The organism is Pseudomonas sp. W5-01, from assembly GCF_046540435.1.
In the GTDB taxonomy this organism is placed as follows: domain Bacteria; phylum Pseudomonadota; class Gammaproteobacteria; order Pseudomonadales; family Pseudomonadaceae; genus Aquipseudomonas; species Aquipseudomonas graminis_B.
This window is the reverse complement of record NZ_JAXCIP010000003.1, coordinates 664,098-687,820: the sequence shown is the minus strand read 5'-3', so window position 1 is coordinate 687,820 and position 23,723 is coordinate 664,098. Positions and strand designations below refer to the sequence as shown.

General features: G+C 60.2%; 19 protein-coding genes and 1 riboswitch. Of the genes, 10 read left to right on the top strand and 9 right to left on the bottom strand.

The window, feature by feature from the left end:
• Positions 1 to 104: 104 nt before the first annotated feature.
• On the bottom strand, positions 105 to 1,256 hold the full coding sequence (gene metC / locus SLW75_RS13065) for a cystathionine beta-lyase (RefSeq protein WP_410934628.1): 1,152 nt from the start codon (positions 1,254 to 1,256) through the stop codon (positions 105 to 107).
• A 112-nt stretch (positions 1,257 to 1,368) separates the two neighbouring features.
• Here metC and SLW75_RS13060 point away from each other — a divergent pair, with 112 nt between their 5' ends.
• The 9 genes from SLW75_RS13060 to SLW75_RS13020 all read left to right on the top strand — a co-directional run bounded on the left by SLW75_RS13060 (position 1,369) and on the right by SLW75_RS13020 (position 10,790).
• The gene (locus SLW75_RS13060; protein WP_369318744.1) at positions 1,369 to 2,283 is read left to right on the top strand and encodes a LysR substrate-binding domain-containing protein; all 915 of its coding nucleotides are present in this window, start codon (positions 1,369 to 1,371) and stop codon (positions 2,281 to 2,283) included.
• A 111-nt stretch (positions 2,284 to 2,394) separates the two neighbouring features.
• A riboswitch (cobalamin riboswitch) is annotated at positions 2,395 to 2,516 on the top strand.
• Between the two features lie 33 nt (positions 2,517 to 2,549).
• Positions 2,550 to 3,602: a HoxN/HupN/NixA family nickel/cobalt transporter gene (locus tag SLW75_RS13055; RefSeq protein WP_410934627.1), complete on the top strand. Its 1,053-nt coding sequence runs from the start codon at positions 2,550 to 2,552 to the stop codon at positions 3,600 to 3,602.
• 196 nt (positions 3,603 to 3,798) lie between these two features.
• Complete coding sequence (locus tag SLW75_RS13050; protein ID WP_410934626.1) at positions 3,799 to 4,209, top strand: DUF2946 family protein; 411 nt, start codon at positions 3,799 to 3,801, stop codon at positions 4,207 to 4,209.
• 108 nt (positions 4,210 to 4,317) lie between these two features.
• Entirely contained in the window at positions 4,318 to 5,712 is a 1,395-nt protein-coding gene (locus SLW75_RS13045; RefSeq protein ID WP_410934625.1) for a PepSY-associated TM helix domain-containing protein, read from the top strand.
• Positions 5,713 to 5,730: 18 nt separating this feature from the next.
• A complete protein-coding gene (locus SLW75_RS13040; RefSeq protein WP_410934624.1) occupies positions 5,731 to 6,147 on the top strand; it encodes a DUF2946 domain-containing protein in 417 nt (138 codons plus the stop codon).
• A gap of 98 nt (positions 6,148 to 6,245) precedes the next feature.
• Positions 6,246 to 7,112: a TonB-dependent siderophore receptor gene (locus tag SLW75_RS13035; protein ID WP_410934623.1), complete on the top strand. Its 867-nt coding sequence runs from the start codon at positions 6,246 to 6,248 to the stop codon at positions 7,110 to 7,112.
• Positions 7,113 to 7,115: 3 nt separating this feature from the next.
• The gene (locus SLW75_RS13030) at positions 7,116 to 8,432 is read left to right on the top strand and encodes a TonB-dependent siderophore receptor (RefSeq protein WP_410934622.1); all 1,317 of its coding nucleotides are present in this window, start codon (positions 7,116 to 7,118) and stop codon (positions 8,430 to 8,432) included.
• Positions 8,433 to 8,443: 11 nt separating this feature from the next.
• A complete protein-coding gene (locus tag SLW75_RS13025) occupies positions 8,444 to 9,274 on the top strand; it encodes a DJ-1/PfpI family protein (RefSeq protein ID WP_410934621.1) in 831 nt (276 codons plus the stop codon).
• 199 nt (positions 9,275 to 9,473) lie between these two features.
• Positions 9,474 to 10,790 (top strand): OprD family porin, encoded by a 1,317-nt coding sequence (locus tag SLW75_RS13020; protein WP_410934620.1) that lies wholly within the window; start codon positions 9,474 to 9,476, stop codon positions 10,788 to 10,790.
• A gap of 662 nt (positions 10,791 to 11,452) precedes the next feature.
• Here the strand turns inward: SLW75_RS13020 and SLW75_RS13015 are convergent.
• From SLW75_RS13015 to SLW75_RS13005, 3 genes are all read right to left on the bottom strand, one after another.
• Complete coding sequence (locus SLW75_RS13015; protein WP_410934619.1) at positions 11,453 to 13,459, bottom strand: hypothetical protein; 2,007 nt, start codon at positions 13,457 to 13,459, stop codon at positions 11,453 to 11,455.
• Positions 13,459 to 14,484: a type III secretion system chaperone gene (locus tag SLW75_RS13010; RefSeq protein WP_410934618.1), complete on the bottom strand. Its 1,026-nt coding sequence runs from the start codon at positions 14,482 to 14,484 to the stop codon at positions 13,459 to 13,461. The genes SLW75_RS13015 and SLW75_RS13010 overlap by 1 nt, the downstream gene beginning before the upstream one ends.
• 228 nt (positions 14,485 to 14,712) lie before the next feature.
• A complete protein-coding gene (locus SLW75_RS13005; protein WP_410934617.1) occupies positions 14,713 to 15,534 on the bottom strand; it encodes an SDR family oxidoreductase in 822 nt (273 codons plus the stop codon).
• A gap of 176 nt (positions 15,535 to 15,710) precedes the next feature.
• On the opposite strand from SLW75_RS13005, the gene SLW75_RS13000 reads away from it, so the two are divergent.
• Positions 15,711 to 16,481: an SDR family NAD(P)-dependent oxidoreductase gene (locus tag SLW75_RS13000; protein ID WP_192134729.1), complete on the top strand. Its 771-nt coding sequence runs from the start codon at positions 15,711 to 15,713 to the stop codon at positions 16,479 to 16,481.
• A 32-nt stretch (positions 16,482 to 16,513) separates the two neighbouring features.
• Here SLW75_RS13000 and SLW75_RS12995 read toward each other — a convergent pair whose 3' ends face one another.
• From SLW75_RS12995 to SLW75_RS12975, 5 genes are read right to left on the bottom strand one after another with little or no spacing between them, the layout of a single operon-like run.
• Complete coding sequence (locus SLW75_RS12995) at positions 16,514 to 17,377, bottom strand: hypothetical protein (RefSeq protein WP_065986511.1); 864 nt, start codon at positions 17,375 to 17,377, stop codon at positions 16,514 to 16,516.
• A complete protein-coding gene (locus SLW75_RS12990; RefSeq protein WP_410934616.1) occupies positions 17,374 to 18,363 on the bottom strand; it encodes an alginate O-acetyltransferase AlgX-related protein in 990 nt (329 codons plus the stop codon). Before SLW75_RS12990 ends, SLW75_RS12995 begins: the two co-directional genes overlap by 4 nt.
• A complete protein-coding gene (locus SLW75_RS12985; RefSeq protein WP_410934615.1) occupies positions 18,360 to 19,025 on the bottom strand; it encodes an alginate O-acetyltransferase AlgF in 666 nt (221 codons plus the stop codon). Before SLW75_RS12985 ends, SLW75_RS12990 begins: the two co-directional genes overlap by 4 nt.
• 8 nt (positions 19,026 to 19,033) lie before the next feature.
• Positions 19,034 to 21,610 (bottom strand): NfrA family protein, encoded by a 2,577-nt coding sequence (locus SLW75_RS12980; protein WP_410934614.1) that lies wholly within the window; start codon positions 21,608 to 21,610, stop codon positions 19,034 to 19,036.
• Positions 21,607 to 23,715, bottom strand: a complete 2,109-nt coding sequence (locus SLW75_RS12975) for a glycosyl transferase family protein (RefSeq protein ID WP_065986506.1) — start codon at positions 23,713 to 23,715, stop codon at positions 21,607 to 21,609. Before SLW75_RS12975 ends, SLW75_RS12980 begins: the two co-directional genes overlap by 4 nt.
• Between the last annotated feature and the right edge of the window lie 8 nt (positions 23,716 to 23,723).

Below are 23,723 nucleotides of genomic sequence, written 5' to 3'. Positions count from 1 at the left end.
TTTGTCCATCCTCGTTTGAGTGTGCGGCCTCGATGGGCGCGCGGGAGTAACGGCAGAGAAATCATGTGTTGCCGCCGCGTCTAAAGCGCAGCGTGCTTGTGGTATCAGCGCACTCGGGCGTACGCATCCAGGGCACTGGCCAGATCGGCAATCAGCATCGCCTCATCCTCAAGGCCGATCGAGATGCGCACGATAGGTTGATCTGTTGGCGAAAATTGCCGCGCCTGTTGCTGCGCCGCCGGATAGTAGGCAATCAGACTATGCGTACCGCCCCAGCTCGCACCGATGGGGAACAGTTGCAAGGCGTTGAAGAACGCGCCGAATGAACTTTCATCGGTAGGCGGCTCCAGGATGATCGAAAACAGACAGCCGCTACCCTCAAACTGTCTTTTCCAAAGGTCATGACCAGGGTCGCTTTCCAGAGCGGGAAAGAGCACTTGTCGTACTAACGGTTGAGCCTCCAGCCAACGCGCGACCACAAGGGCTTTTCGACTTTGCTCACGCAGCCGAAGCTCAAAGGTCTGAAGCCCCCGCTGCACCAGGAAGCAATCTTCGGGACTGGTGGCCTGACCAAAAATGCTTTGAGTTTCCCGAAGCGTGGCGTAGTGCGCCGAGTCGTTGAGACTGACGGTCCCCATCAGAAGATCGGAGTGTCCGCCGAAATACTTTGTGGCAGCTTGGACGACGAAGTCGACGCCGTGCTCGACAGCTTTAAAATACAGGGGGCTCGCCCATGTGTTATCCATCATGGTCAGCACACCGTGCATTTTGGCGATGGCGGTGATAGCGCCGATGTCCTGCATCTCCATGGTGACGGTGCCGGGCGCCTCCATGCAGATCATGCGAGTGTTTGGCCGGATCAGCGATTCGATCCCAGCGTCAATAGTCGGCGGATAGAACTCGACTTCCACACCGAGCTGGGCCAACCATTGGCGACCAAAAGTCTTGAGAGCGCCGTAGCAGGAATCCGAAATAAGCAGGTGGTCGCCGGCTCGGACAAATCCCATGACTGTCGTAATAAGCGCGGAAGCCCCGGTCGGCATGATCACGCAATGGCGTGCCCCTTCAAGCTCTGCGACCTGACGCTCAAGCGCACGGGAAGTCGGCGTACCTGTAATGCCATAGCTGTAGCCATCTGGCTGGCGACTCTTGCGACTCACGAAATCTTCGAAAGAGTCGAATACCACGGTCGAACCTCGCCATACACCTGGCGAGAGGCTGGCATAAGGGCTGCCGGCAGGGTCTACAAATTTCATCTGAATGCGCCTTGTTGGGTCACTAACACTGGAGCGCATTGTTCAATAGACCTACCATCGCGGCTACACGTAGAATTATTAACTCAATAAGCAAAGGTTATAGGCTGCACAGATGAGCATCCGCGAGATTGAAGTGTTTCGGGTCGTCATGAACGCAGGCAGTACCAGCAAGGCCGCCAATATGCTGGGGATATCGCAGCCCGCTGTCAGCCAGGCGATTCGCAAACTGGAGACCTCAGCCGGGCTGGCTTTTTTTCATCGGATTCGCGGTCGCCTGGTACCCACACAGGAAGCCCACGCACTTATGGTGGACGTCGACAGGCTCTTCATCGGAATGGATGCCATCGAACACCGGATCAAGAGCCTCAAGCAATTCGGCACTGATCGCTTGGCCATTGCCGTACATCCCGCGCTTGGCAATGCGTTCATGCCCAGGGCCCTTTCCTCTTTCGATCTGGCAGCGCGAGACATGAGGGTTTCATTACGGGTGCTGAGCTCAAGGGAGGTTCATCAAGACGTATCGTCCGGCCAATGCGATTTTGGCCTGATGGCAGATGAGATGCCTGTGGCAGGGCTTGAACATTCGTCTTTTCTGGATTCGCCAGGCGTTATGGCAATGCCACCCCATCACCCACTTGCCAGGCTGTCAGTGATCACCCCGCAGGACATAGGCGATCATGACTTCATCGCGCTCAACCCAGAAGACAGTAGCCGTCGGCGATTGGAGGCCGCGCTAGCTCCTTACGGTGTCACGCCGAATATCAGGATTGAAACGCCCTATGCCCACACAGTCTGCGAGATGGCAATGCGTGGCATCGGCTTTGGCTTCGCTAACCCGGTCGCGGTTGTGGATTACATTGACCGTGGCCTGGTCATTCGGCCGTTCTCCCTTAAGGTTAACTTCACCAGCTTACTGTTGTTCCGCCCGGGGAAGCCTTTGGCGGACAACGCACGAAGATTGATCTCTGCGTTGCGGATTCAATTGAGCAAAGACTTGAAGCTGGTGGAGAATCATATGCAAATGTGAGTCTTCTAATCAGGCCGCCGAGGGCTCCGATCGGACTGTCCTCTGCCAGACGCCGGCCGGTATGGATGGCGCATGCTGCTCTCATCAAAACAGCCGTCGACTTCGACCCGCGCAGGGTTAAACTGAGACGGCTCAACACTATCGTAAAGACGGAAGCCGGTGAAATTCCGCGCGGTCGCGCCACTGTAACCAGTTAGCTGGGAGCCAGACCTGTCTTTGCCGATCTTCATCTTCACCAATGGGACGCATTTTCCCGAGGTATGCTCATGTTCTCCAAATGGCGTAACGTCATCCGCAATGCCAATCCCGAAACACGTCGTAAGCTGATCAGTACCTATGCGTTGTTACTGGCCATTAATGTGTTCGCCTGGATGTGGGTATTCATCGCTTTCCGGGATCACCCCGTGTTGCTCGGTACCGCTCTGCTCGCCTATGGCTTTGGGCTGCGCCATGCCGTGGATGCCGATCACATCGCGGCAATCGACAACGTCACGCGCAAGCTGATGCAGGAAGGACAGCGCCCAGCCATGGTCGGGTTCTTCTTCTCCATGGGCCATTCCGCAGTGGTTGTGATCGCTTCGTTGCTAGTGGCGCTGACAACTTCGGCCCTGAGCGATCGCTTCGAGGGCTTTAAAGAAATCGGCGGAGTCATCGGCACTTCTGTATCAGCCACCTTCCTCCTGCTCATCGCGCTCATGAACCTGATCATACTGCGCTCGATCTACAAGGCCTGGAAGAATGTCCGCGCCGGAGGCAAGTATAACGATGACGACTTTGACCTACTACTGGCCAACCGCGGCTTCCTGGCACGCCTGTTCCGTCCGCTGTTTCGCGTCATCACTCGCAGCTGGCACATGTTTCCACTGGGCTTTCTGTTCGGACTGGGCTTCGATACTGCCTCGGAAATTGCGCTGTTGGGTATCTCGGCATCACAGGCCGCACAAGGCATGTCGCCGTGGTCGATCATGGTCTTTCCGATCTTGTTCAGCGCAGGCATGTCACTGGTTGATACCCTTGACGGGCACCTCATGCTTGGCGCCTATGGCTGGGCCTACCTGAAGCCCATGCGTAAGATCTACTACAACATGACCATCACCCTGGTGTCCGTCGTAGTCGCGGTACTGATAAGCGGCGTGGAGGGGCTGGGGTTATTAGCGGACAAGTTGTCCCTGCAGGGACCTTTCTGGGACTTGGTCGGCGACATGAACGATCACTTTGGCATGCTGGGTTATCTGATCATCGCTGTTTTCGTGTTGAGCTGGCTAGCGTCTGTGGCTTTGTATCGATTCAAAGGCTTTGATCGAATGGAACTGACCTGAAGCTGAGACGATAGAGCCGACGTGTGCATGCCTGGATGTGCGGCTGCACAACTTGGCGGGTATGCGGATGGGAACCCCATGGCTGTTCACGATCTTGCCAGGCAGATCGACTGCGCGCGTTTTGCAAGGCACTGCGTCGTTTTGACAGGTCGTAAACGTGTGCTTAGGCCATGCGAGAGATGCTAAATTACCCGCCATGAATTTTTTCCGAACCCACTGCTCGGCCATTGCCTGGATACTTTATGCAGTTGTCCTGTTCAATGGTCTTGCGTGCAGTGTCGGCCACGGCCGGATGATGTCGGCTTCTGCCGGTGATGCAGCGGGCCCAGCCTCCCCTGCTGCCCACAGCATGTCGGATATGCATGGTGGGCATCACAAGATGCCTATGTCCATGGACGGTGCTTCAGTAAAGAAGGATCGGTCAGACAGTATGAAGATGCAGTCGGCAGACTGTTCATTCGCCGTGACACTCACGCTGGCGATGATCTTTTTCGTGGCGCTGAGCTGGCTGATCCGTACCCGCAGTCCGCGTTTCGTGTTGCCCGACCTCTGTCTAAGCAAAAGATCACGCCACACCCTCCCAGGACTCAACCCACAGGCCCCTTAGCGGCTGTCGTGGAAGTGTGAGCATCGCTCGCACGAATAACCAATTCTGAATTTATAGTCTTCCGGGATGCGATCCCGGTCGGACGCGTTTCCACGTTGGTGAGTCCTTATGTCCGTATCATCTTCACGCACGGAGCCCCAATCGTCCGGGGCATTTGTCGCCTTTCTGAAAAGGCTCCACTTTTACATCGGTGTATTTGTCGGTCCGTTCATGCTGGTGGCGGCTTTGAGCGGGATCGTCTATGCGTTAACTCCTCAGATCGAAGATTCTCTCTACGCACATGCCCTCCACACAGACAGCCGTGGCCCTGTTCTGAGCCTGCAGGATCAGATTCAACACGCCCAGGCATCGGCAGGTCCAGGTCTAAGCATTGCAGCGGTACGCCCTGCCCCCGGGCAAGGGGATACCACTCGGGTTATGTTCAGCGATCCGGGCTTTGGCCCGTCAGAGCACCGGGCGCTGTTCGTAGATCCGGTGAGTGGCGAGATTCGCGGAGACATGAAGGTTTACGGTACCAGCGGTGTACTACCACTGCGCACCTGGATCGATCAGTTCCATCGAGGTCTTTTGCTTGGGGATATCGGCAGGATCTACAGCGAGTTGGCCGCCTCGTGGTTGTGGGTGGCGGCACTTGGCGGCCTGACACTGTGGGCAGTTCGCCGTGGTGGGCAAAGTCGCGAACGCGGCAATGTGCGCCGCTGGCATTCCACTACCGGCGTATGGCTGCTGCTGGGGCTGCTGTTCTTCTCGGCCACCGGGCTGACGTGGTCGCAGTACGCCGGCGATAACATTGGCGTTTTGCGTGCCTACTACGGCTGGTCAACGCCTAGCGTCGCAACTTCACTGGGCAAGTCGGGGGCAACGCCGATGCAGATGCCCATGGACGAGCACGCCGAGCATCATATGTACATGGCGGCTTCGGCACAGGCATTCGTGCTGGACCCTGCCTTGTTCGACCGAGTTTTGGCGAGAGCGCGCGCCGAGCATATCGATGCTGCCAAGGTTGAAATCAGGCCTTCCGCGAGCAATGACAAGGCTTGGGTAGTCAGCGAGATAGACCGCAGCTGGCCCACGCACGTGGATGCTGTGTCGATCAACCCGCAAACGCTGGACGTAGTCGACCACGTCAGGTTTTCGGAATACTCGTTGCCCGCCAAACTAACCCGGTGGGGCATTGATGCACACATGGGCGTTTTGTTTGGTCTGGTCAATCAATGGGTGCTGGTGGTCTTCGCCAGTGGCCTGGCTGCCATGGTTGTTATGGGTTATGTGATGTGGTGGCGACGTCGCCCAACGCTCTCTTTGGCGCGCAAGCAGCAGGCAACGCTCTTGAATCTCTGGCGCTCATTGAATCCGGGAGTGCGCTGGACGACGATCCTGACAGCACTGCTCATTGGCTTTGCGCTGCCCGTACAGGGCGTCAGTCTCCTGGGCTTCATCGTTCTGGATGCACTCCTGGGTTACCGGCGAGCCGCCAGACGTTTTGTCGAAAGCAAGGCGTAATCTTCAGGTGCGCGGCTAATGGGTAACAGGCGTCTGATCGGAGCATGGCTGAGTCTGTTCGCCGTGCTGATGATCTTCGTCGGTCCGCTGATCAGTCAGGGGATCAGCCTTGCTCACGGTAAAAGCCAGCCGGTGCAGATGATGGCTGGCATGGAATGCCACGACATGCCTGGCATGAGCCAGATGTCTCTCCATGCTGCTGCCGAGAAAAAACATGCGCTGATCGTCTGGGAGAAGTGCGGATATTGTTCGCTGCTATTCCAGCATCCCGCGCTTGCCGAATCCAACCTGCCAGTCTTGCGGCTGAATGTCCCATCCCCGCAATATCGTTCTAGTCACTTCACCACCCAACTAACGACTGCGCCGGTATTTGCCGGTGCGCGAAGCAGGGCACCACCGGCTTGGCCGCTGAACGTCACCTCTACTTTTTGCTGAGCGCGAATCGCTGATTCTGCGTCGATGGGCTTTTGTACCCGTTGATACGGATGCGTGCTGCGCGCTCGGCCAGCCTCTGACTTTCATCGGACGATCCCATGTACTCGACTCAGAACGAGCCGCTGTTCCACGTTGACCCATTTCGCCGGTATTGGCCTCATACCTTCTGCATGTTTGTGGGCTTGGCGGCACCCGTGCTTGCCCAAGCCGCACAAACAGAGGACGCCGCCGTAGATGCCACACAACTGGCCAGGCGTTCACACACCTGGACACTGGAGCCTATAAGCGTTTCAGGTGTGCGTGACGGCTACACAGCACCCACAGCCTCTTCAGCCACCCGGACCGATACGCCGCTGAATGAGGTTCCGCAATCGGTGCAAGTCGTCACCCAATCGATGCTCAAGGAGCAAGACAGTCACTCGCTTTCAGATGCACTGATCAACGTCTCGGGTGTGAGGGCCACCAAGCCGCAAGAGGCGCTGTTTGCTCAGCCCATTGTGCGCGGTTTTCCGGCTGAGATTTACATGAACGGGCTCCCCGCATTTGGAGGGACAGCGGCAAGCATCGACCCAACCAGCCTGATTGGCACCGAGCGTATCGAGGTGCTCAAAGGTCCTACATCTGCCCTTTATGGCGGTGGCATCGGTGCGCCATTAGGTGGTTTGATCAATGTGATTTCCAAACGACCCGAGGCCGAGCCAAGCGCTTTGCTGTCGATGCGCACCGGAAGCTTCGGTACGGTGAATCCGTCGATGGATCTCAATACGCCCATCGGCGACAAGGTCGCTGCACGGCTTTCCGCTGACTACCAGGAAAACGACAGCTGGATTGACCATGTCAAAGGCCATCAATGGTCTATTCAGCCGAGCATCTCGTTCCAGCTGACGCCAGAGACCGAGTTGTTGCTGCGCGGCCAGTACGAGGATCGCAGCCAGCTTGAATATTCCGGCCTGCCAGCCGTCTAGGCATTGAGCGGTCAGATTGATCGCAATGCCTCCCCGGGTGCTACCAGTGGGCAGCCTCACACTACTATCGAAAATCGAACAACCACTGCGCAACTCACGCATGAGTTGAATGACGACACGCGGATGAGCGTCACCGCTCAGCACTACGAGGGCAAGTTCCGCGATTACGGCAGCTTCGTTTATCCGGAGTTGCTCGGGGCGAGTCCTGCGTCACCCACCGTCTATCCTATTTTCAAGCTGTACCTGCCAGGAAACGTACGAGAAAACACCTTCGATACCAATTTGGGCACCCGTGTCGAGGCGCTGGGCGGGAGCCACGAATTACTCGTGGGCGCCAGTTACGACCGTACAGACTTCACCTCAGGTGTCTCCAATGCCGAGCTGATCGGCGAGCTTGATCTGGCCAATCCACGCTATGGGATATCCTACGGAGCGACGCCTGAGGTACTCGTAACTCAGACCAATCGTTACGAGACCACGGCCGCTTATTTTCAGGACCAGGCGACCTACGGCCGTTGGCACTTGCTGGGTTCGTTGCGTCTGACCCAGCTAGACCTCAAGCAGCAAGAACAGGGCGTCGACACTTCTTATCATCGTGTTACGCCACGGCTGGGCGTCACCTACGACCTGACCGAGAGCCTCGCGCTTTATGCCGCGTACTCCACCGGTTTTCGCGGCGCGTTCAACTTCATCGGTAATGAAACACCCAAGCCTGAGCTGTCTTGCAACTATGAGGCGGGCATCAAGCTGGCATTCAACGATGTGGGCCTTTCCGGCACCCTCGCGGTGTTTGAGCAGACGCGTCGTAATGTTTCGACCCCTGATCCAGATCCTGCTAACGCGCTTCTGGGCTATTCAGTGCAAAGCGGTGAACAACGCGCTCGTGGCGTGGAGGCGGATCTGGTCTGGGAACCGACCACGGCCCTTTCATTGCTGGCCAACTATGCCTACACACAGGCAGAAGTGACGCAGGACAACTCGATCCCGGTCGGTGATGGACTGCCGCGCGTGCCGAGGCACAGCGGTCGCCTCGCCGCGCGTTACCGAATACTCGACGGCGCCGCCAAGGGTGTGGGCTTCGGTGCCGGTATCACAGCGCTCAGCGCACGCGAGCTCACCCTCCCCAACACGGTATCCGCACCCGGGTATGCGCTGCTCGATGCGCAGACTTCCTACGATTTCGACCGTTACACGGTCTCGGTCTCAGCAGTCAACCTCACGGGACGCAAGGTCTTCGAGACCTATCAATACCTCGGCTCGCCCTTGGTGTTGCCCACTCAGCCGCGCTCGGCGTACCTCACTCTCACTGCCCGCTTCTAAGGACGACCATCATGATCGATAACCAACGCCGTAATCTGATGCTTGGCGCGCTTCTCGCGCCGTTGGCGGCCAGTATTCCTCGCGCAGTCTCGGCAGCTGAACAGCCAACGTACGCACACACCATGCCTGACATGGACCGCGACATGGACAAGGTGCACTGGGTAGGTGACGAGCAAATAGGAATGCTGATCTACCCCGGCATGACGGTCATGGACCTGATCGGGCCACACTGCATGTTCGGCTCTCTCATGGGCGCCAAAATTCACATAGTCGCCAAAACACTGGACCCGGTGACGAGCGATGCAGGGTTGACGATCATCCCGACCGCCACCTTCGACACCTGCCCCCGCGACCTCACTGTGCTGTTCACCCCAGGCGGCACGGACGGCACCATTGCAGCTGCAACAGATGCCGCGACGCTGACATTCATGGCTGATCGCGGCGCACGTGCCAAATACGTCACCAGTGTTTGTTCCGGTTCGCTAATCCTCGGCGCGGCAGGGCTTTTGGAGGGCTACAAGGCAACTTCGCATTGGTCGTGCAGGGATGCTTTGGCCGGGTTTGGTGCGATCCCTACCGATGCCCGTGTGGTGCGCGACCGCAACCGAATCACCGGGGCGGGTGTAACGGCAGGACTGGATTTCGGCCTGAGCATGGTCGCTGAGCTGCGCGATCAGACCTACGCCGAGTGCGCTCAGTTGATAGGCGAATACGATCCCGATCCGCCGTTCAATGCCGGTTCCATGAAGACCGCACCGCCGAACGTCAAGAAGGCCATGATCGAGCTCGTAGCCGGTTTCACTGAAAAGGCAGAAGCCCTCTCCAACGCGGCTAAAAGCTGAATCCATTGGTTAACAGCGCACGTTCGCAGGAGCGCGCGCCGTGCACGCATGGAGTACTTTCGAAGCAATATCCGACAAGCCAGTCCATTAAAAGGCGCTTACCGGCTACCTCGACGGAAGAGTTCCAGGCTCGCCACCTTCCCGCCCAACGCATGGACAAGTCAAAAACCAAATGAACGCTCTATCTTTTCGAACCGTAATGTTGACCAGCCTCCTGAGCCCCGCTGCATTTGCGGACTCGGCACAATCCCAGGCGAAGGGTTTTATTGAGGACAGCACTTGGGCTGTTCTTAACCGAAGCGTGTACGACCATCGCAATTATCAGAAGGGGGCACGCAACGGCGGCGCTCGCAATGCATACAAACCACGCGCCGATCGTAACGGCTATGCCGAGGAGTGGGGATACGGTCTCATGGGCACCGTTCAGTCGGGGTTCACCCAAGGAACACTGGGCGTGGGTGTTGATGCACATGCCTATCAAGGCTTGAAACTCGACAGCGGCGGTGGCAGAGCCGGCAAAGCGCGTCTGCTGGGTCTGGATAACGATGGACATCCCAAAGACGAGTTCAGCCGAGCCGGGACAGCGCTTAAGCTGCGGTTCAGTTCAACAGTCATTTCCTATGGTGAGCAGCGGGTAAAGACACCAGTATTCAGCTCTTCAGATAGCCGCCTGCTGCCAGAGACCGCGACGGGTGTATTCCTTAGCAGCAATGAGTTCCAAGGCGTCAAGCTCGTGGGTGGACACTTCACCGAAAGCACTGATCGCAATGCAACCAGTCACGACCAAGGTTTTGTAGTCAATTACTCAAACGGCTTGAAAGGTAACGCATTCGATCTTGCAGGCGTGGTGTTTACCCCTTCCAAACAGATGACTGCGAGCCTTTACAGCTCTCGGTACGAAGACACCTGGAACCAGCACTACCTGGGCGGCACGTTTGCGTTCCCCTTGGATGACAATCGCTCTCTTGCTTTCAACCTGAACCTTTACCGCACAACCAATACGGGAAAGTCGCTTTCGGGTCGCATCGACAATACGACCTGGAGTCTGATGTCGACTTACGCTCAAGGTGCACACAGCTTCGGATTGGGGTATCAGCACGTCGACGGGAATACGCCTTTTGACTACGTTACCCGAGGTGCCATCTTTCTCACTAACGCCGTGCAGATGTCGGATTTCAATGCGCCCAATGAACAATCATGGCAAGCCCGGTATGACCTGTCGTTTGCGCAATGGGGCGCTCCGGGTCTGCTTTTGAGCGCTGCCTATACGCGTGGCAGCAAGATTGATGGCAGTCGTGTGGATACTCGCGGTGGTTACGCTTATCTAGGTTATGGGGCCAATGGTAAGCATTGGGAAAGAGATCTGGAGGCCCGCTACGTCGTACAGAGCGGGCCCGCCAAAGGTGCAGCGGTGTCGATACGGCATAATCTGCACAGAGGAAATACTGCTCAGGCAGAGCTAGATGCGGAGCAAATCAGGTTGGCCGTGGAGTATCCGTTGACAGGACGGTTCTGACGGGCCTGAGTGATGACCATTCTAAGGAGCAGGCAGCCCTACGCTTCCTATGCAAAGCGGCGGTGCCAGCTCCAATTACCAGCGCAAGAAATACGTCATGCTCTTACACATTCCCAGGGATTCAACGTAAACATCGCTCGATTCAGCTAAGCGTTAGGGGGGCTTAAGTCTGAGCGGCCGCTTAGGGTCGACCTAGATCGGCCGCTCGTTGAGGTCAGCTAGCTGCCAATTGCAGCCGCCCAGGGTAAAAGCCGAATGTCGGCAATTGCATGTACTGACATTTCGATCCACGACCTATAAGCACTTGTAGTTTCAGCAGGCGCCCCAACACACGCGATGGCTGCGACATAAGCGTTGCAGAACAAAAAACACACTCTGGGGAATCATGAACCATCTTCGAAACGATATCCCGTCGCAGCACGCGTCGGAGGTAAATCGGGGCCTCTTCCGGGCCGGCCATCGCAACTAACGGGCGGGCAAAATAACCCGGGGTCTGCGGGTGATGGTATCGATCATCTTGCCGGTAATCGGTGTTTGGATTGGGCCCCAGATCCCCGAGGCCCCGCCCTGCCCGGTCTTGGCCAGCTTGATCGTGCTGTGCTGATGATGGAGGCGGCGGATCGGGTAGGTACCTTCACCGCACGCTGACATCCCCCTGCCGATTACGGCTTCCCGCTCGAGCTGTCTGCCAAGTCCATATTTATGCTCTCAGGTGCAGGCGCTGCCGCATCGCTTGGCTCGACAGGTGTGGCTAAGGCAGCGGCGGCTTGAGCGGCGGTCGGCGTCGATGTGGGCATGGGCGCGGGTCGAGCGGCAGCGGCGGCACGAGCAATGGCAGCGGCACCGGCAGCCACGGCGGCCGGCGAACGGGCAGGGCCCGCGGACGATTGGCCTACGCCCACATTAGCAAAACGGGCTTGAGACCTCATAGAGGCTTGGGCCAGGGCGGAGGTCGGCACTGGCGCTGGTTTGGGTGCAGTTCGGCTCGCCGGTGTTGCCGGGGCAAGTGTGCTGGCCTGGGCGGCTGGTTGCGGGGCCTGGGCAGGTTGAGCTGGAACCGGCTGGGCGACAGGCGCCGGCGCAATTGGAGTTGGCTGCGCTTGCGCCGGTGCTACTGGAGCTGGCTGCGCTTGCGCCGGTGCAGTTGGAGCCGGCTGCACTTGCGCCGGCGCGACTGGAGCTGGCTGCGCTTGCGCCGGTGCAGTTGGAGCCGGCTGCACTTGCGCCGGCGCGACTGGAGCTGGCTGCGCTTGCGCCGGTGCAGTTGGAGCCGGCTGCGCTTGCGCCGGCGCGACTGGAGCTGGCTGCGCTTGCGCCGGCGCAACTGGAGTTGGCTGCACTTGCGCCGGTGCTACCGTGGCGGTAACACCCGCCTGGCCGCCGGTAGTCTGGGGGCTACCGGTATTCAATGCGGCGCGGGCAGCCCGGTTGGTGGCATGGGCATTGTAGGTCTTGTTGACCGTTTCGTAGGTCAAACCAAACATGGCAGCGGCGCCAGCGTTATTAAAGAACTGAGACACAGCGGGCGAGACCTTGCCCTTGGTCAGAGTGTCCAGAGCCAGGGGCAGGGCCCCTGAAATATTGTTCCAGCTCAAGCGCGCAGGAGAATGGTCAAGCAAACGCTCATAGTCCTTGAGCGGCAACAATTTGCTTGCATCGGTCTGAAGCTTTTGCGTATCGCCCACTTCAGCAAGGCTGGCGTGCTTGCCCCGGTAGGCATCCACTGTCTCGATGGCGGTGTTAGCCAAGGCGCGTATGCCCGCCACCGTGTTGATCGCGCTGTTGAGCGCCGCGCCGGTCAGTGGTTTGCCATGCTCATCATTAACCGTTGGGCCCGCCGCCGATTGCCCGGCGGGCAAGGCATGGCCGATCACCGCATCTTGCAGGTAACCCATGGCCAGGGTCATCGCTGAGTACGTCCAGGCATTGGCGTTCATATGATCGGAATTGACACCATGGGTGCTCGTGCCGTTGCTGCTGGTGGTCGTGGAGACGGTCGCCTGCAAGGTTTCGCGGCTGGCGGCGTAGGTCAGATTGCGCATCTGGGTGGCCAGCACCCGGGCAGCCAGGGCGCCATCGCCATGGCTGTGGCTCAGCGCGGACATCACCAGGAAAGCGGCGTCGGCCACGATCTCGTTGCGCGTCACATTGCGCGAGTCACTCTTATGTTCGGCTGTGAGCGCGGCTTTTTCGGTCGGCGTCTTGCTCTGCCACTGCTCGGGGCTGAGGCCAAAGTGGCCCCTCACCCCCGCTTCCGGGTCCGGGTGGTCCAGGCGTGAATGACGATAGAGGTTCGCCGCGATCTTGGTGCCGGACACCGCCACTTGGGCGGCCATCAACGCCGGGGCGCCCTGGTCCTGAAGTATTGGCAGCATGGCATTGTAGGCATGCATGAACACTTCTTCGCGGGCGAAGGTGGTGGCCCCGCAAGTCACCGCCTGTTGCAAGGCGTGCCCCGCCATGGCGCCCATGGTGCGGCCCGAAGGCAGGCTGTTCCGCGTGTCGTCAATGAGCATGCCACCCGTCGCCAATGCCGAGTGACCAGCGTTGCGCAAGCGGTCCTGCAGAGTAGGTGGTTGATGCCCCGCATTGCCTGCGTTGCCTGCAGACGGCTGCGTGCTGGGCAGTAGAGGGGCCGTAACGTGGTTATTGCCAATGCCGCCAACCATCAGATATTGCTCCCGTTCAAACGCCTGCCGGAGGTAGCCCCAGGCCGCTGATTACTGTCAATGCCAACGGCCAGGGTCACGAAACGCACCAGCCAGCTCGCCAGGTCGTCGCCATCGAGCCCAGTACTGTCCCAGCGCGCTTGCAGACTGGCGCCAGCCGGTGCCAGGGCGACGCCACATTGGGCGCCGGTCATCAAGTACAGATTGCTCTGCAACGCCGCGCCGCGTTGCTCATTGCCGTTCAGGGCAACCGCCACCGGCGTGCTGAGCAGCAGGTGGCGTTGGTCGGGGTCGGCGATGATGTCGATGTAGCGATCATTCACCTTAAGCGAGCCCACGCTACCGAACGCCTGGCCTGGCAGCGGCACTTGCAGAGCAGTGAAGGCCCGCTCAAGCAAAGGTCGGTGCCACTGGTCGTTGATCTGCTGCTGAGCGATGGCGTCGACCTTCTCGCCCAGCTGCGCCAATTGCGAGTTCGCCGGTGCCATATCCGCCGAGGGCTGTTCGGGAGGATTCTCGCTGGCGTTGGCGGCGGCTATCAGTGTGACCAGCAGGCTGGCCCCCAACGCTTGCATCTGCTCGAAGGCCTTGATCAGCGCCTGGCTGTCGTTATGGTGGTAGAAGGGCAATTGCTTGACCAGCAGCGTGGCGCCGCTTGCATCCTGGGCCCACACGCAGGTGTCCAGGGCCATGCTCACGCAGTTGGCGCGCAGCAGGGCCTCGCGCCAAAGCAAAGGGCTGATCCCGGTCGGCGACTGAATGAACCCCAGCAGGGACCATCTGGGTGGTTCCTCTTGCTGGCGGACCATCACCACGTTCAAGGGTGACAGCGTCAGCATGCCGTAGCGTGTGAAAGTGGCGGCTGCCTGGGGCGACAGGCCCAGTGCGCGGGCCACTTCGGTCAGCCAGGAGCGGGTGTCGTCCCCCATTGGCGGGAGGCCGTTTAGCGTCGTGTCGGCGGGCGCATTGCGGGCCCGGGGCGAGCGAGACGGCGTAGAAAAACGCAGGTTGGGGTCTGTGAGCATGAAATCACCAATCCGTCAGCGCCTTCTTCTAAAGCGCCCTGGCACGTGGAAAGCTGCACTAGGGGCGTTACAAGTAGGCAAGGCATGTTCGTAGCTGTGTGTGGTACCAGCACGCAGATCGGTTCCCCGCCATGTACTACATTTTTGTACTGCCGAGGGGTCAAAGGCTGCTGCCAGCGATGGCCCGTTATCGGGCAGAACCGTCTCTCGCCCCCGCGACATTAATGCCTAGGTTTCGCTGTCACCTACGATTGCGGGAGTCGCAGCCGTTCCGGCCAACAGCCCACCATCAATGTTGAACTCGCTGCCCGTGATGTACGTGGCTTCATCCGACGCGAGCAACAAGGCCAGAGCGGCCACCTCTTCAGGCATTCCGAATCGCCTGAGCGGCGTGTCTCGAACCAGCGCAGCCATTCGCGATTCGCGACCGGCATCGCTGCCTAACATGGGTTCCCACATGGGGGTCAGAATGGCCGCGGGATGTATCGAGTTGCATCTAACCTTCAGCCCTTGTTCGGCGCAGTAAAGCGCCACCGTTTTAGTGTGATTGCGAACGGCAGCTTTGGACGACGCATACGCGGCGGCACCTGGAATACCCACCAGACCGGAGCGAGAGGAGATGTTGACGATGGAACCGGCGCCTGACGGGCGCATGGAGCGAATGGCGTATTTGCATCCGAGGAATACCCCGTCGAGATTGGTTTGATGCACCGAACGCCAATCTTCCAACCGTGCATGTTCCGGGTCATGCCGCACAGCGCCATCCTCGAATCCGGTGATGCCCGCGTTATTCACGAGAACATCCCAACGGCGGCCGTCATTTGAAATCTGCCCGGCCAATCGTTGCCAATCTTCTTCACGCCGCACATCCAGACGCAGAAAACAGGCGCGCACCCCCAACGCGCTTGCAACCGCACGACCAAGCGCTTCGTTGATATCCGTGACGTAAACGAAGCAACCTTCTTGCACAAAGAGTTTTGCAATGGCGGCACCGATGCCTTGAGCCGCGCCGGTAACGACGGCTGTCTTGGAGGCCAGTTTATTTTCCATAAATGATTTTTCTCCAGGGTAAGGCGTGTAGAGCGCCCATGAGAATGAGCCAATGTCCTGTGCCATGATCACGGTTGGCGAAGAGGCTAGTCCATAACCGAACGCCACGAAACCTGAACGTCAAAACCTGACTCAGGGTCATAAACACACTTCAGCCACGCCCCTCAAGGTGCCTTATGCGTTTGATACCCGAACTGAACAGCGAAGCTCATGTGCTGATATGCGGCGCCAGCCGGGGTATTGGCCTGGCACTGTGCGCGGCGTTGCTGGCTCGCGATGATGTGACGCAGGTATGGGGAGTGTCGCGAAACGCCAGCACCTCATCAGAACTGGCAGCGCTTGCAGAACGCTATGGCCAGCGCCTGAAGCGAGTCGACTGCGACGCGCGCAATGAGCAATCCCTCGAAGCGCTCGTGAGCGAGACGCTTGCCGGATGCGACCATCTGCACCTGGTTATCAGCGCGCTGGGCATTCTTCATCAGGACGGCGCAAAACCAGAAAAGGGTTTGGCCCAGTTGACGCTTGCGAGCCTGCAAGCCAGCTTTGGGACCAACACGTTCGCGCCGATCCTGCTGCTTAAACACCTCCTCCCTTTATTGCGCAAACAACCTTCTACCTTCGCGGCGCTCTCGGCGAGGGTTGGTTCTATTGGCGATAACCGATTGGGAGGCTGGTACAGCTACAGAGCCAGCAAAGCGGCGCTCAACCAGTTGCTGCACACGGCCAGCATCGAACTGAAACGGTTGAACCCTGCCTCGACTGTCCTGGCCATACACCCAGGCACGACCGACACCGAGCTGTCTCGGCCATTCCAGGGGAACGTGCCTGAGGGCCAGTTGTTCGAACCGGCGTTCTCGGCGGACCGTATTCTTGAGGTGGTGGGCGCACATGGGCCGGCCGACAGCGGGACCTTTTGGGCCTGGGACGACACCCCCATCGTCTGGTGACGTCTCCCACGCGCGAAACGGGACGTGAATAATTACTTCGCCAACGCTTTCACCAACGCCGGCGTCACGTAATGCGGGCCATCGAACAGGTACAGCGGGTAGCCGTCATAGGCGGCGAGCTGCGGTTTGAGTTCGGCGGCCGTTGCGGAGCGGAAACCGCCGCCGTAGTTAGGGCGGAAGGCTTCGACGATGATGCGCACGCGGTCCTTGCCCAAGCGTTCACGCAGGGTGTCGGCGTAGGTGCGGGCTACCGGTGCAGTACGGGCGTAGACCCCGACGCCGTCCTGAAAGAATACGCCGATGTCGTCTGGCAGCCATTGCTTGAGCCAGTCTGCTGTGGCGGCCGGGCCGATGTTGGCGCCGTCATAGACGCTGATCCACAACGGACGCGGAAGCTTGGCCAGCAGCGCAGGCAGCTCCTTGGCACGGGTCCAGCTGGGGTCGACTTCGGCCGGGAAGTAGTAGCCGGTGACGTGCAGCGGCGTCGGCAGTTTGGCGATGCGCTCCGAGACGGCCGCCAGTTGCTCGATGTTGTCCCGGGAGCGGTTTTCGCTGAAGTATCCCGCCAGGCCGATAATCACATCCTGAGCCCAGGGCTCTTTGGCGATACGTGCCCAATCGGGCAGGACCGGCACGCTGGGCAGACCGGTGCCAGGCACAAACGCCTGATCGTCCACCACGGTCCATTGCACCAACAATTCTTTGGCTCCGAGCTGGTCCCATTGCCCCTTGATGCCCACTGTTTTGTTATCGGGCTGCCAGACGATGCCAACGATGCCAGGGTCCAGCCGTTTTTGCGTGGTGACGTAAAACATGGCGGTGCCTGTGACCAGTGTCGCTGCGAGCAGCAGGACAGCTAGAGTCGCACGCCCGAGGCGCCCCGGGAGAATCTTCAAGGCAGGGCCTTGTTGATGCGCTGGCGCCACTGGCCCAACGACGTCACTCCCTTGGCATTCCACTGGGCGGCTGCATCGGGGCCGAGGTGGAACTGGCCCTCGTTGAATTGCCACACGATCACCTGCGGCTTGTGCTGAGCAAAGTCCGGTGATTCGAGGTATTGCAGCAGTGTTGCCCAGGGGCCGACGTCGCCGGGGTTCCAGGTCAACGTGACCGGGCGGTCCAGGGCGTTGGACAGCTTTTGGGTATAGCCGAGGTAAGGCTGCACGAAGCTGTTGCCGATGACCTGAACAGGTGCCGGGGCGTCGTCGATCAGCAGGTCTTTCTCAACTTGATGGCGCACGGTGTATATGTCTCGGCCGATGGCCTTGCGCTTGATCGACGGCAGGAAGTTGCTGGCCAGATCGCCGAACGCACGCTTGTCGAACCACTCCCCCAGCACTGCACCGCCGCCGGGTTCACCCTGCAGGCGATAGCGTCCGGTGATCAGTTTCGCAGTGGCATCGGCCGTGTTTTCGGCGCTCCACGCGGTCCAGTGGTAATCGGCGCGGTAAAACGCCGTCTGCTTGCCCTGCTCCGTGGCTTGGAGTATCGGCTTGATGTTCAGCGTCGTCAGGCCAGCCTTCGTCAGTTCGCCTTGCAAACGGTCGTAGCGCTGCACCACGGCCGGGCTCAGAGGGTGGTCGGCAGGCAGGCGCTGGGCGTAGAACGGCGCTTTCATCGGCACCACCAGCACCACGAGCGCGATTTTCTCGCGCTCAAGTTGGTGTTGGACGTCTTTGATCAGGGCGATGTCCCGGGCAATGCCGGCGTGATCGACGGTGTTCAGGCTTTCCCACGCAGGAAATAACCAACCGCCCTGCCCGGTGATCACTGCGGAATCGGCTTGGGCAGCGGCGCCGGACAGACTCAGCAGCACACCGGCAATCAGGCCGGATACCGGAGGGCGGCGCAGGATATGGTGAAGTTTTACTAAAGAGGTCATGGGGCAGTCTGGTCAACGAGGCCAATCAGGCGGGGGGTCTGGCGTGAGCCGACCAGGAACAGGCTGTAACGGTCACCGGCCTTGAATGGCTCAAGCTTGAGCGGCAGGCTGGCGCTTTGATCGCAGCTGGCAATCAGCGTCGCCTGCACCGGATTGATAGTGCGCTGCGCCTGGCCGTTGAGCGGCAGCTGGCTAAATACGCTGGAGCCGTTGGCCAGCTTGATATCGGCTTTCTCACAGCCGGCGCTGAGGTTGTAGACGTTGAGTTCGGCACGCAAGTCTTTGCCGCGCGGCTGCGGGTCGATCACCAGCCGGGGGGCCGCTGCAGGATCGCTGCCCAGAATCACCGTGACAAAGGCGTTTTTCGGGACGTTCAGGCCCTTGAGCTCACGCTCGTTGATCGTGATGCGCAGCGGTTGCCGCGAGTCCACCACCTGGAAAGGACTGGCCACCACCGACTGCGCAGACAGGGCAACGCCGGGCTTGCGATCCACGCTCGCTTGCACGGCGCCGTCGGCGGGATTGACCACCCGCACCCAGGAAGAGCCTTCCGGCAGTTTCGGTGCATAGAGTTGAGCGATTTCCGAAGCAGCCTGAGCCGCTGTCGACGCCATGCCCAGGCTCAGTCCAAGCGACATCAGCCAATACATACGAGGGTGCATATCCGTCCTCAATAGGAGTAAGTCAGACGAGCGAAAACACCTTTGGCGCGGTCATCGCCAGACACTTTCACTCGGTATTGCAGCGAAAAATCCACATAGGAGCGCGGCGCGTTGTACGCGTCTTCGCGGAACCAGTAGCGCACGTTGTTACCCACGCCGACGCCAGCCGCACGGCCGGAAGAGTAGTCAGTGCTGCCATCGGAGCGGGTTTCGCTGTCCATCTTGGAGTCGTAGTCGAACGCGGCCACCACGTGGGGGAACGTCACCCAGCGCGAGCCGGCGCCGCCAATGGCGTAGCTGCGACCACCCTGCCACTCGCTGTTGATGTAATTGCGCGAGTCGTTGACGTAATGACCGGTCTCGGCGAACAACTGCGACGTCCACCAACTGGGGACATCAACCCGCAAATCGGTGCCGATGCTGGAGCCGTAACCCAGCCGCAACAGCCAGTCGCCGTCGACGTCGGAAGAACCCAGGGGAAAGGTGCGTTCCACGGCCGCCATGACGTTCAACGAGGTGAACGGCTTGACCCGCACGCCCAAAGCGCCTTGCAGTGCATCCAGGCCGGTGTCCGAATCGCTGTTTTTGCTCCACAGCGTGTCGGTGACCCGGCCATACAGTTCGACGAAACGGGCGTTGCGGTAACCCAGCGGACGCCACGACAGTTCGGTGCTGTTCTGCAGGCTGTCGTTGCTGCTACTGCCACTGCCGCTGTTGCCATTATTGCTGCCAGTGCTGGGCGCCGAGCTCAGGCCACTGGTGGAACTGTTGCCGCGATAACTGGTGGTGCTGGTCAGGCCCCAGGTGCGCGACACATCGGCCACGGCGCGACGGGTGTCGAACAGCTGCTGGTCGGTCATGTCCAGCTCGCCGCTATTTTTGGCGTCGATAACCCGCTTGAAATAGCCGACAGCGTGTTCGTCGTCACTGACCCGCATCGCGTTGTAGGCCGCGTCCTGAGTCGCTGTCGGCGCGAGAGGCGCGGCAGCGTCAGCCTTGCGGAATGACTCATGGGCGCTGTCATCGTCGCCGGCCTGTACCGACAGGTAAGCCACTTGCAGATCGCTCATGCCATCCAGTTCGCCAGCGTCGCGGGCGACCTGAAGGCGTTCCCGCGCCGTACGACGCTGCCCCAGGGCAGCATAGAGACTGGCTTCTTCATACGTGGGCAGGCTGCCCAAGGCCAGGGCCTGGGTGAAGTCCTTGCGGGCACCGGCATCGTCACCGGTCTGCTGCTTCAACCGACCGCGCTGGGCCAGCAGACGGGCGTCGTCGCCATTGGCTTGCAGGCCATCGCTGGCCGCAGATATGGCTTCGGGCAGGCGCTTCTGCTCGGTCAGGGCGCTGACCAAGAGACTGCGATATGCCGGATTCTGCGGCGCCCGGCGAATGGCTTCGCTGGCCAGGGCCGCAGCCGAAGCGGCGTCCTTGCGGGCCAGCGCAGCGTAAGCCTGCACGGCCGTGTCCGTGCCGCCATCGCGCTGGTTGCCCGGCCAGATATCGCAGATCAGGCCGAATGCGCTTTCCTGGCAGTTAAGGGCCGGGGCCGGAAAACGCGTCGCGGTTTTCAGGCCATTGTCCTTCTGGCGCAACGCAACCTGGGCGGCGGCGCGACGGCGGGCGACTTCACCGCCCGTGTCGGCGGGCAGTTTTTGCAATTGATCCAGGGCCTGCTGCGGCTCGTTGTTGGCCAGCGCCAGGTCGGCGGCGAAAAAGCGAATCTCGCGCACTTCAGAATCCAGCAAGCCTTCGATGGACAAGGCCCGGTTCAGGTCGGCCTGTGCCGCCTGGGTCTTGCCCTGACGATCCAGGGCATAGCTGCGCAGAATCCATGGCGCGGTTTCGCCATCGTCCTGGGCCAGCGCGCCGGTGGCGGCCAGTTCGGCGGCGCGGTAATCCTTGTTGGCGATCAGCGCGCTGATCAGCAACTGCTGGTGAGCGCCGATTTCCGGTGCCCAGGCCACGGCCTTGCGGGCTTGATCCACGGCCAGTGGCAGGTTGCCTTGTTCCAGCGCGCGATAACCGGCGATGGCCAGTGGCGCGGCGAGCTGACGGCGAATCGCTTCGCGACGCATCAGCAAGGTGTCGTCATCCGGGAACACCCGCAGGGCTTCGGTGGTGGCCTGATCGGCTTCCTCCAGATGCTGTTGGCGTTGCAGGGATTCGATCAGCAGCAGGCGGTAATCCATGCGCCTGGGTGCCTGGGCGATCGCTTTGCGAGCGGCCTGCGCGGCGACGCCGAAGTTTTCGCGATCGTAGGCCTTGAACGCTTGGGCCGCCGCGCTGAAACCGGGGGCCGGGCGCGAAGGCGACTGCGGGTAGCGCTTGGGGTTGTCGCGTTGTTCCTTGTCTCGTTGCGCCTGCACGATCAGCCGGTTCAGACGGGTGACATCGGCGCGCTGACGCAAGGCTTCGCGGGCCTTGGCGATGGCCAGGTCGTAGTCCTTGCGATCGTAGGCGCTGTAGGCCTCATTGGCCGCCTGATACGCGGGACCGGTCAACGGCAGCGGCAGAATTTCGCCATGCACCAGCGCAGGCAAAAGGGTCAGCCCCGTGGCCATGAGCGTCAGGAAAGGGCGGTTCATGCCGGGAGCTCCGTTGGGTAATGACTGTGCTGACGGGCCACGGCCTGTTCGATGGTGGTCCGAGGCAGCACGCCGCTGTCGACGAGATAGTCGCCGATGCGCCCGTGGTGCTGCGGGCGGTAATTAAGCATGGTGCGGTTGAACACGTCGCGGTCCAGCAGGCCCATTTCGATCAACAGGTCGCCCAGCATCGGCGCGCGGGCGTTGGGCACCGGTTGGCCGTCGAGCGCATAGACGTTTCGCAGTTGCGCGACGATCTCGCTTTCACGGGCAATCAGCTGCACCGGCTCGCTGCCCAGCTCATCGCTGATCTGTTGCAGGCCTTCAGCGGACAGCGGGCTGGCGACGGCGATCTGCCCACGGCCCTCCTCGTTGGTCCCCAGTGGCACAACACGCCAGCGCAGGGCGAACTCGTCGGCCAGCAGCGATGGATTGGCTTTGTGGGCCACATCGAACACCCGCGGCAGATCGTTCTGAAACGCGATGGCTTCCGCCAGGGTTTCGTCATCCAGCCAGCCGTGGCTGAGCAAAATACGGCCCAGTGGCATGTGGCGGGTTTGTTGTTCGTCCAGTGCGGTTTGCAGATTGCTGTCGTTGATGGCCTGCCAGGACAACAACACGCTGCCCAGTTTGCGCGGTGCGGCAGCGACCAGGTCGGTGGACGGGAAGTCGTGCATGGTCTTGTCCCAGACCAGCTTGCGGTTGAGCACCTTGCCCACCAGAAACATGCGCCACGCCCGAGAGGCGGCCATGAAGTTGACGAAGTTGCCCACCACCATGCGCGGGAGCGACAGCAAGCCGTGCTGCCAGCCGTACAGCACCGTGGTGAAGTAGCAGCGGTGCAGGATGCGCCAGCCCAGGGCCAGGCCGTTGGCAATCAGCAGGTACTTGATCCAGCCGTTGGATTCGAACGGCGTCGGGAAGCTCACGTTCCACAGCCCGCTCTGGCGCAGGATAATCAGCGCCACCAGTTGCACCAGGATCACGTAGGCCAGGATGCTGACAAACGCTGTGACCACGCCCTTGCGGTCGCGAAACAGCAGGTAACGGTTGGCCAGCGAGCCGTTCCAGCCCATCTGCTCCCAGCCTTGCAGGCCGATGCCCAGGGTCCAGCGCGCTTTCTGGCGGAACGCCGTGCGGAAGGTGTCCGGGAAGAATTCGCGTACGCACAGCGGCATCTTCAGGGTTGATTCGTAGGGTTTGCGGAACCACGATTTGCGCAGCACCCGGAATTCCACCGGGAAGCGCACGAAGATGGCGTTCATGCCGACCTTGGCCAGGCGTGCGCCAACGTCGTAGTCCTCGGTGAGGCTGTCGGTGTTGAACGGCTGGTTCTGGGTTTCCCCGGCCAGCACTCTCAGGGCCCGGTGCGAGAAGCAGGTACCGACGCCGGCCGAGGGCACGGTATCGGTCATGCTTTCACGGACCACCAGGTCCTTGCCATGCCATTCGGCAAACTCGTCCATGTACGTACCGGCCACCCATTCGTACCAGTTGCGTTCCAGGGAAACGACCGGCAGCTGGATCATGTCCTTGCGTGGCAACAGGTAGTTGAACAGGCGCAGTTCCAGCGGATGCAGCACGTCTTCGCTGTCGTGCAGCACGACACCGGCGAAGGTCATGCCGTGGGTTTGTTCATGCAGGAAAATCGCCTGAATCACCCAGTTCAGGCAGTCAGCCTTGCAGGTCGGCCCGGCATGGGGGACTTCCACACGGTGCAATTGCTTGTAACGCCGACGCATGCGCTCCACCTCATCGATGGTGCGCTGGTCGTTGATGTAAGTGCCGACGAAGACCACGTAGTTCTGGTAGTCCAGGGTCGACACCATGTTCTCGATCATCGGCGCGATGACGTCGTATTCCAGCCAGGCCGGAACCATGATCGCCAGTGGCTGCTCATCCCGGTCCAGCAATTGCTGGGCGGTCAGTGGCCGGTATTTGCGGTCCACGGTGAACTTGCGAAACAGGCGGCGAGACCAGTACCACAAGTCAATGAACAGATCGTCCAGGCTGGAAATCAGGATCAGCACCGCGACCACAATGGTCGCGACTTCCAGGAAGCTGTAGTAATGAGCCAGCCAGTAGGGCCAATAAAGCGACGTCATCGAAGGGT

What these genes read in the sequence shown, in the direction of transcription:
- SLW75_RS13050 (WP_410934626.1), top strand. Translation starts at nt 3,799, where the DNA reads ATGAATTTTTTCCGAACCCACTGCTCGGCCATTGCCTGGATACTTTAT.
- SLW75_RS13025 (WP_410934621.1), top strand. Translation starts at nt 8,444, where the DNA reads ATGATCGATAACCAACGCCGTAATCTGATGCTTGGCGCGCTTCTCGCG.
- SLW75_RS13020 (WP_410934620.1), top strand. Translation starts at nt 9,474, where the DNA reads ATGTTGACCAGCCTCCTGAGCCCCGCTGCATTTGCGGACTCGGCACAA.
- SLW75_RS12975 (WP_065986506.1), bottom strand. Translation starts at nt 23,715, where the DNA reads ATGACGTCGCTTTATTGGCCCTACTGGCTGGCTCATTACTACAGCTTC.
- SLW75_RS12990 (WP_410934616.1), bottom strand. Translation starts at nt 18,363, where the DNA reads ATGACCTCTTTAGTAAAACTTCACCATATCCTGCGCCGCCCTCCGGTA.
- SLW75_RS12985 (WP_410934615.1), bottom strand. Translation starts at nt 19,025, where the DNA reads ATGCACCCTCGTATGTATTGGCTGATGTCGCTTGGACTGAGCCTGGGC.
- SLW75_RS13035 (WP_410934623.1), top strand. Translation starts at nt 6,246, where the DNA reads ATGTACTCGACTCAGAACGAGCCGCTGTTCCACGTTGACCCATTTCGC.
- SLW75_RS13015 (WP_410934619.1), bottom strand. Translation starts at nt 13,459, where the DNA reads ATGGTTGGCGGCATTGGCAATAACCACGTTACGGCCCCTCTACTGCCC.
- SLW75_RS13055 (WP_410934627.1), top strand. Translation starts at nt 2,550, where the DNA reads ATGTTCTCCAAATGGCGTAACGTCATCCGCAATGCCAATCCCGAAACA.
- SLW75_RS13045 (WP_410934625.1), top strand. Translation starts at nt 4,318, where the DNA reads ATGTCCGTATCATCTTCACGCACGGAGCCCCAATCGTCCGGGGCATTT.
- SLW75_RS13010 (WP_410934618.1), bottom strand. Translation starts at nt 14,484, where the DNA reads ATGCTCACAGACCCCAACCTGCGTTTTTCTACGCCGTCTCGCTCGCCC.
- SLW75_RS13060 (WP_369318744.1), top strand. Translation starts at nt 1,369, where the DNA reads ATGAGCATCCGCGAGATTGAAGTGTTTCGGGTCGTCATGAACGCAGGC.
- SLW75_RS13000 (WP_192134729.1), top strand. Translation starts at nt 15,711, where the DNA reads ATGCGTTTGATACCCGAACTGAACAGCGAAGCTCATGTGCTGATATGC.
- metC (WP_410934628.1), bottom strand. Translation starts at nt 1,256, where the DNA reads ATGAAATTTGTAGACCCTGCCGGCAGCCCTTATGCCAGCCTCTCGCCA.
- SLW75_RS12980 (WP_410934614.1), bottom strand. Translation starts at nt 21,610, where the DNA reads ATGAACCGCCCTTTCCTGACGCTCATGGCCACGGGGCTGACCCTTTTG.
- SLW75_RS13005 (WP_410934617.1), bottom strand. Translation starts at nt 15,534, where the DNA reads ATGGAAAATAAACTGGCCTCCAAGACAGCCGTCGTTACCGGCGCGGCT.
- SLW75_RS13040 (WP_410934624.1), top strand. Translation starts at nt 5,731, where the DNA reads ATGGGTAACAGGCGTCTGATCGGAGCATGGCTGAGTCTGTTCGCCGTG.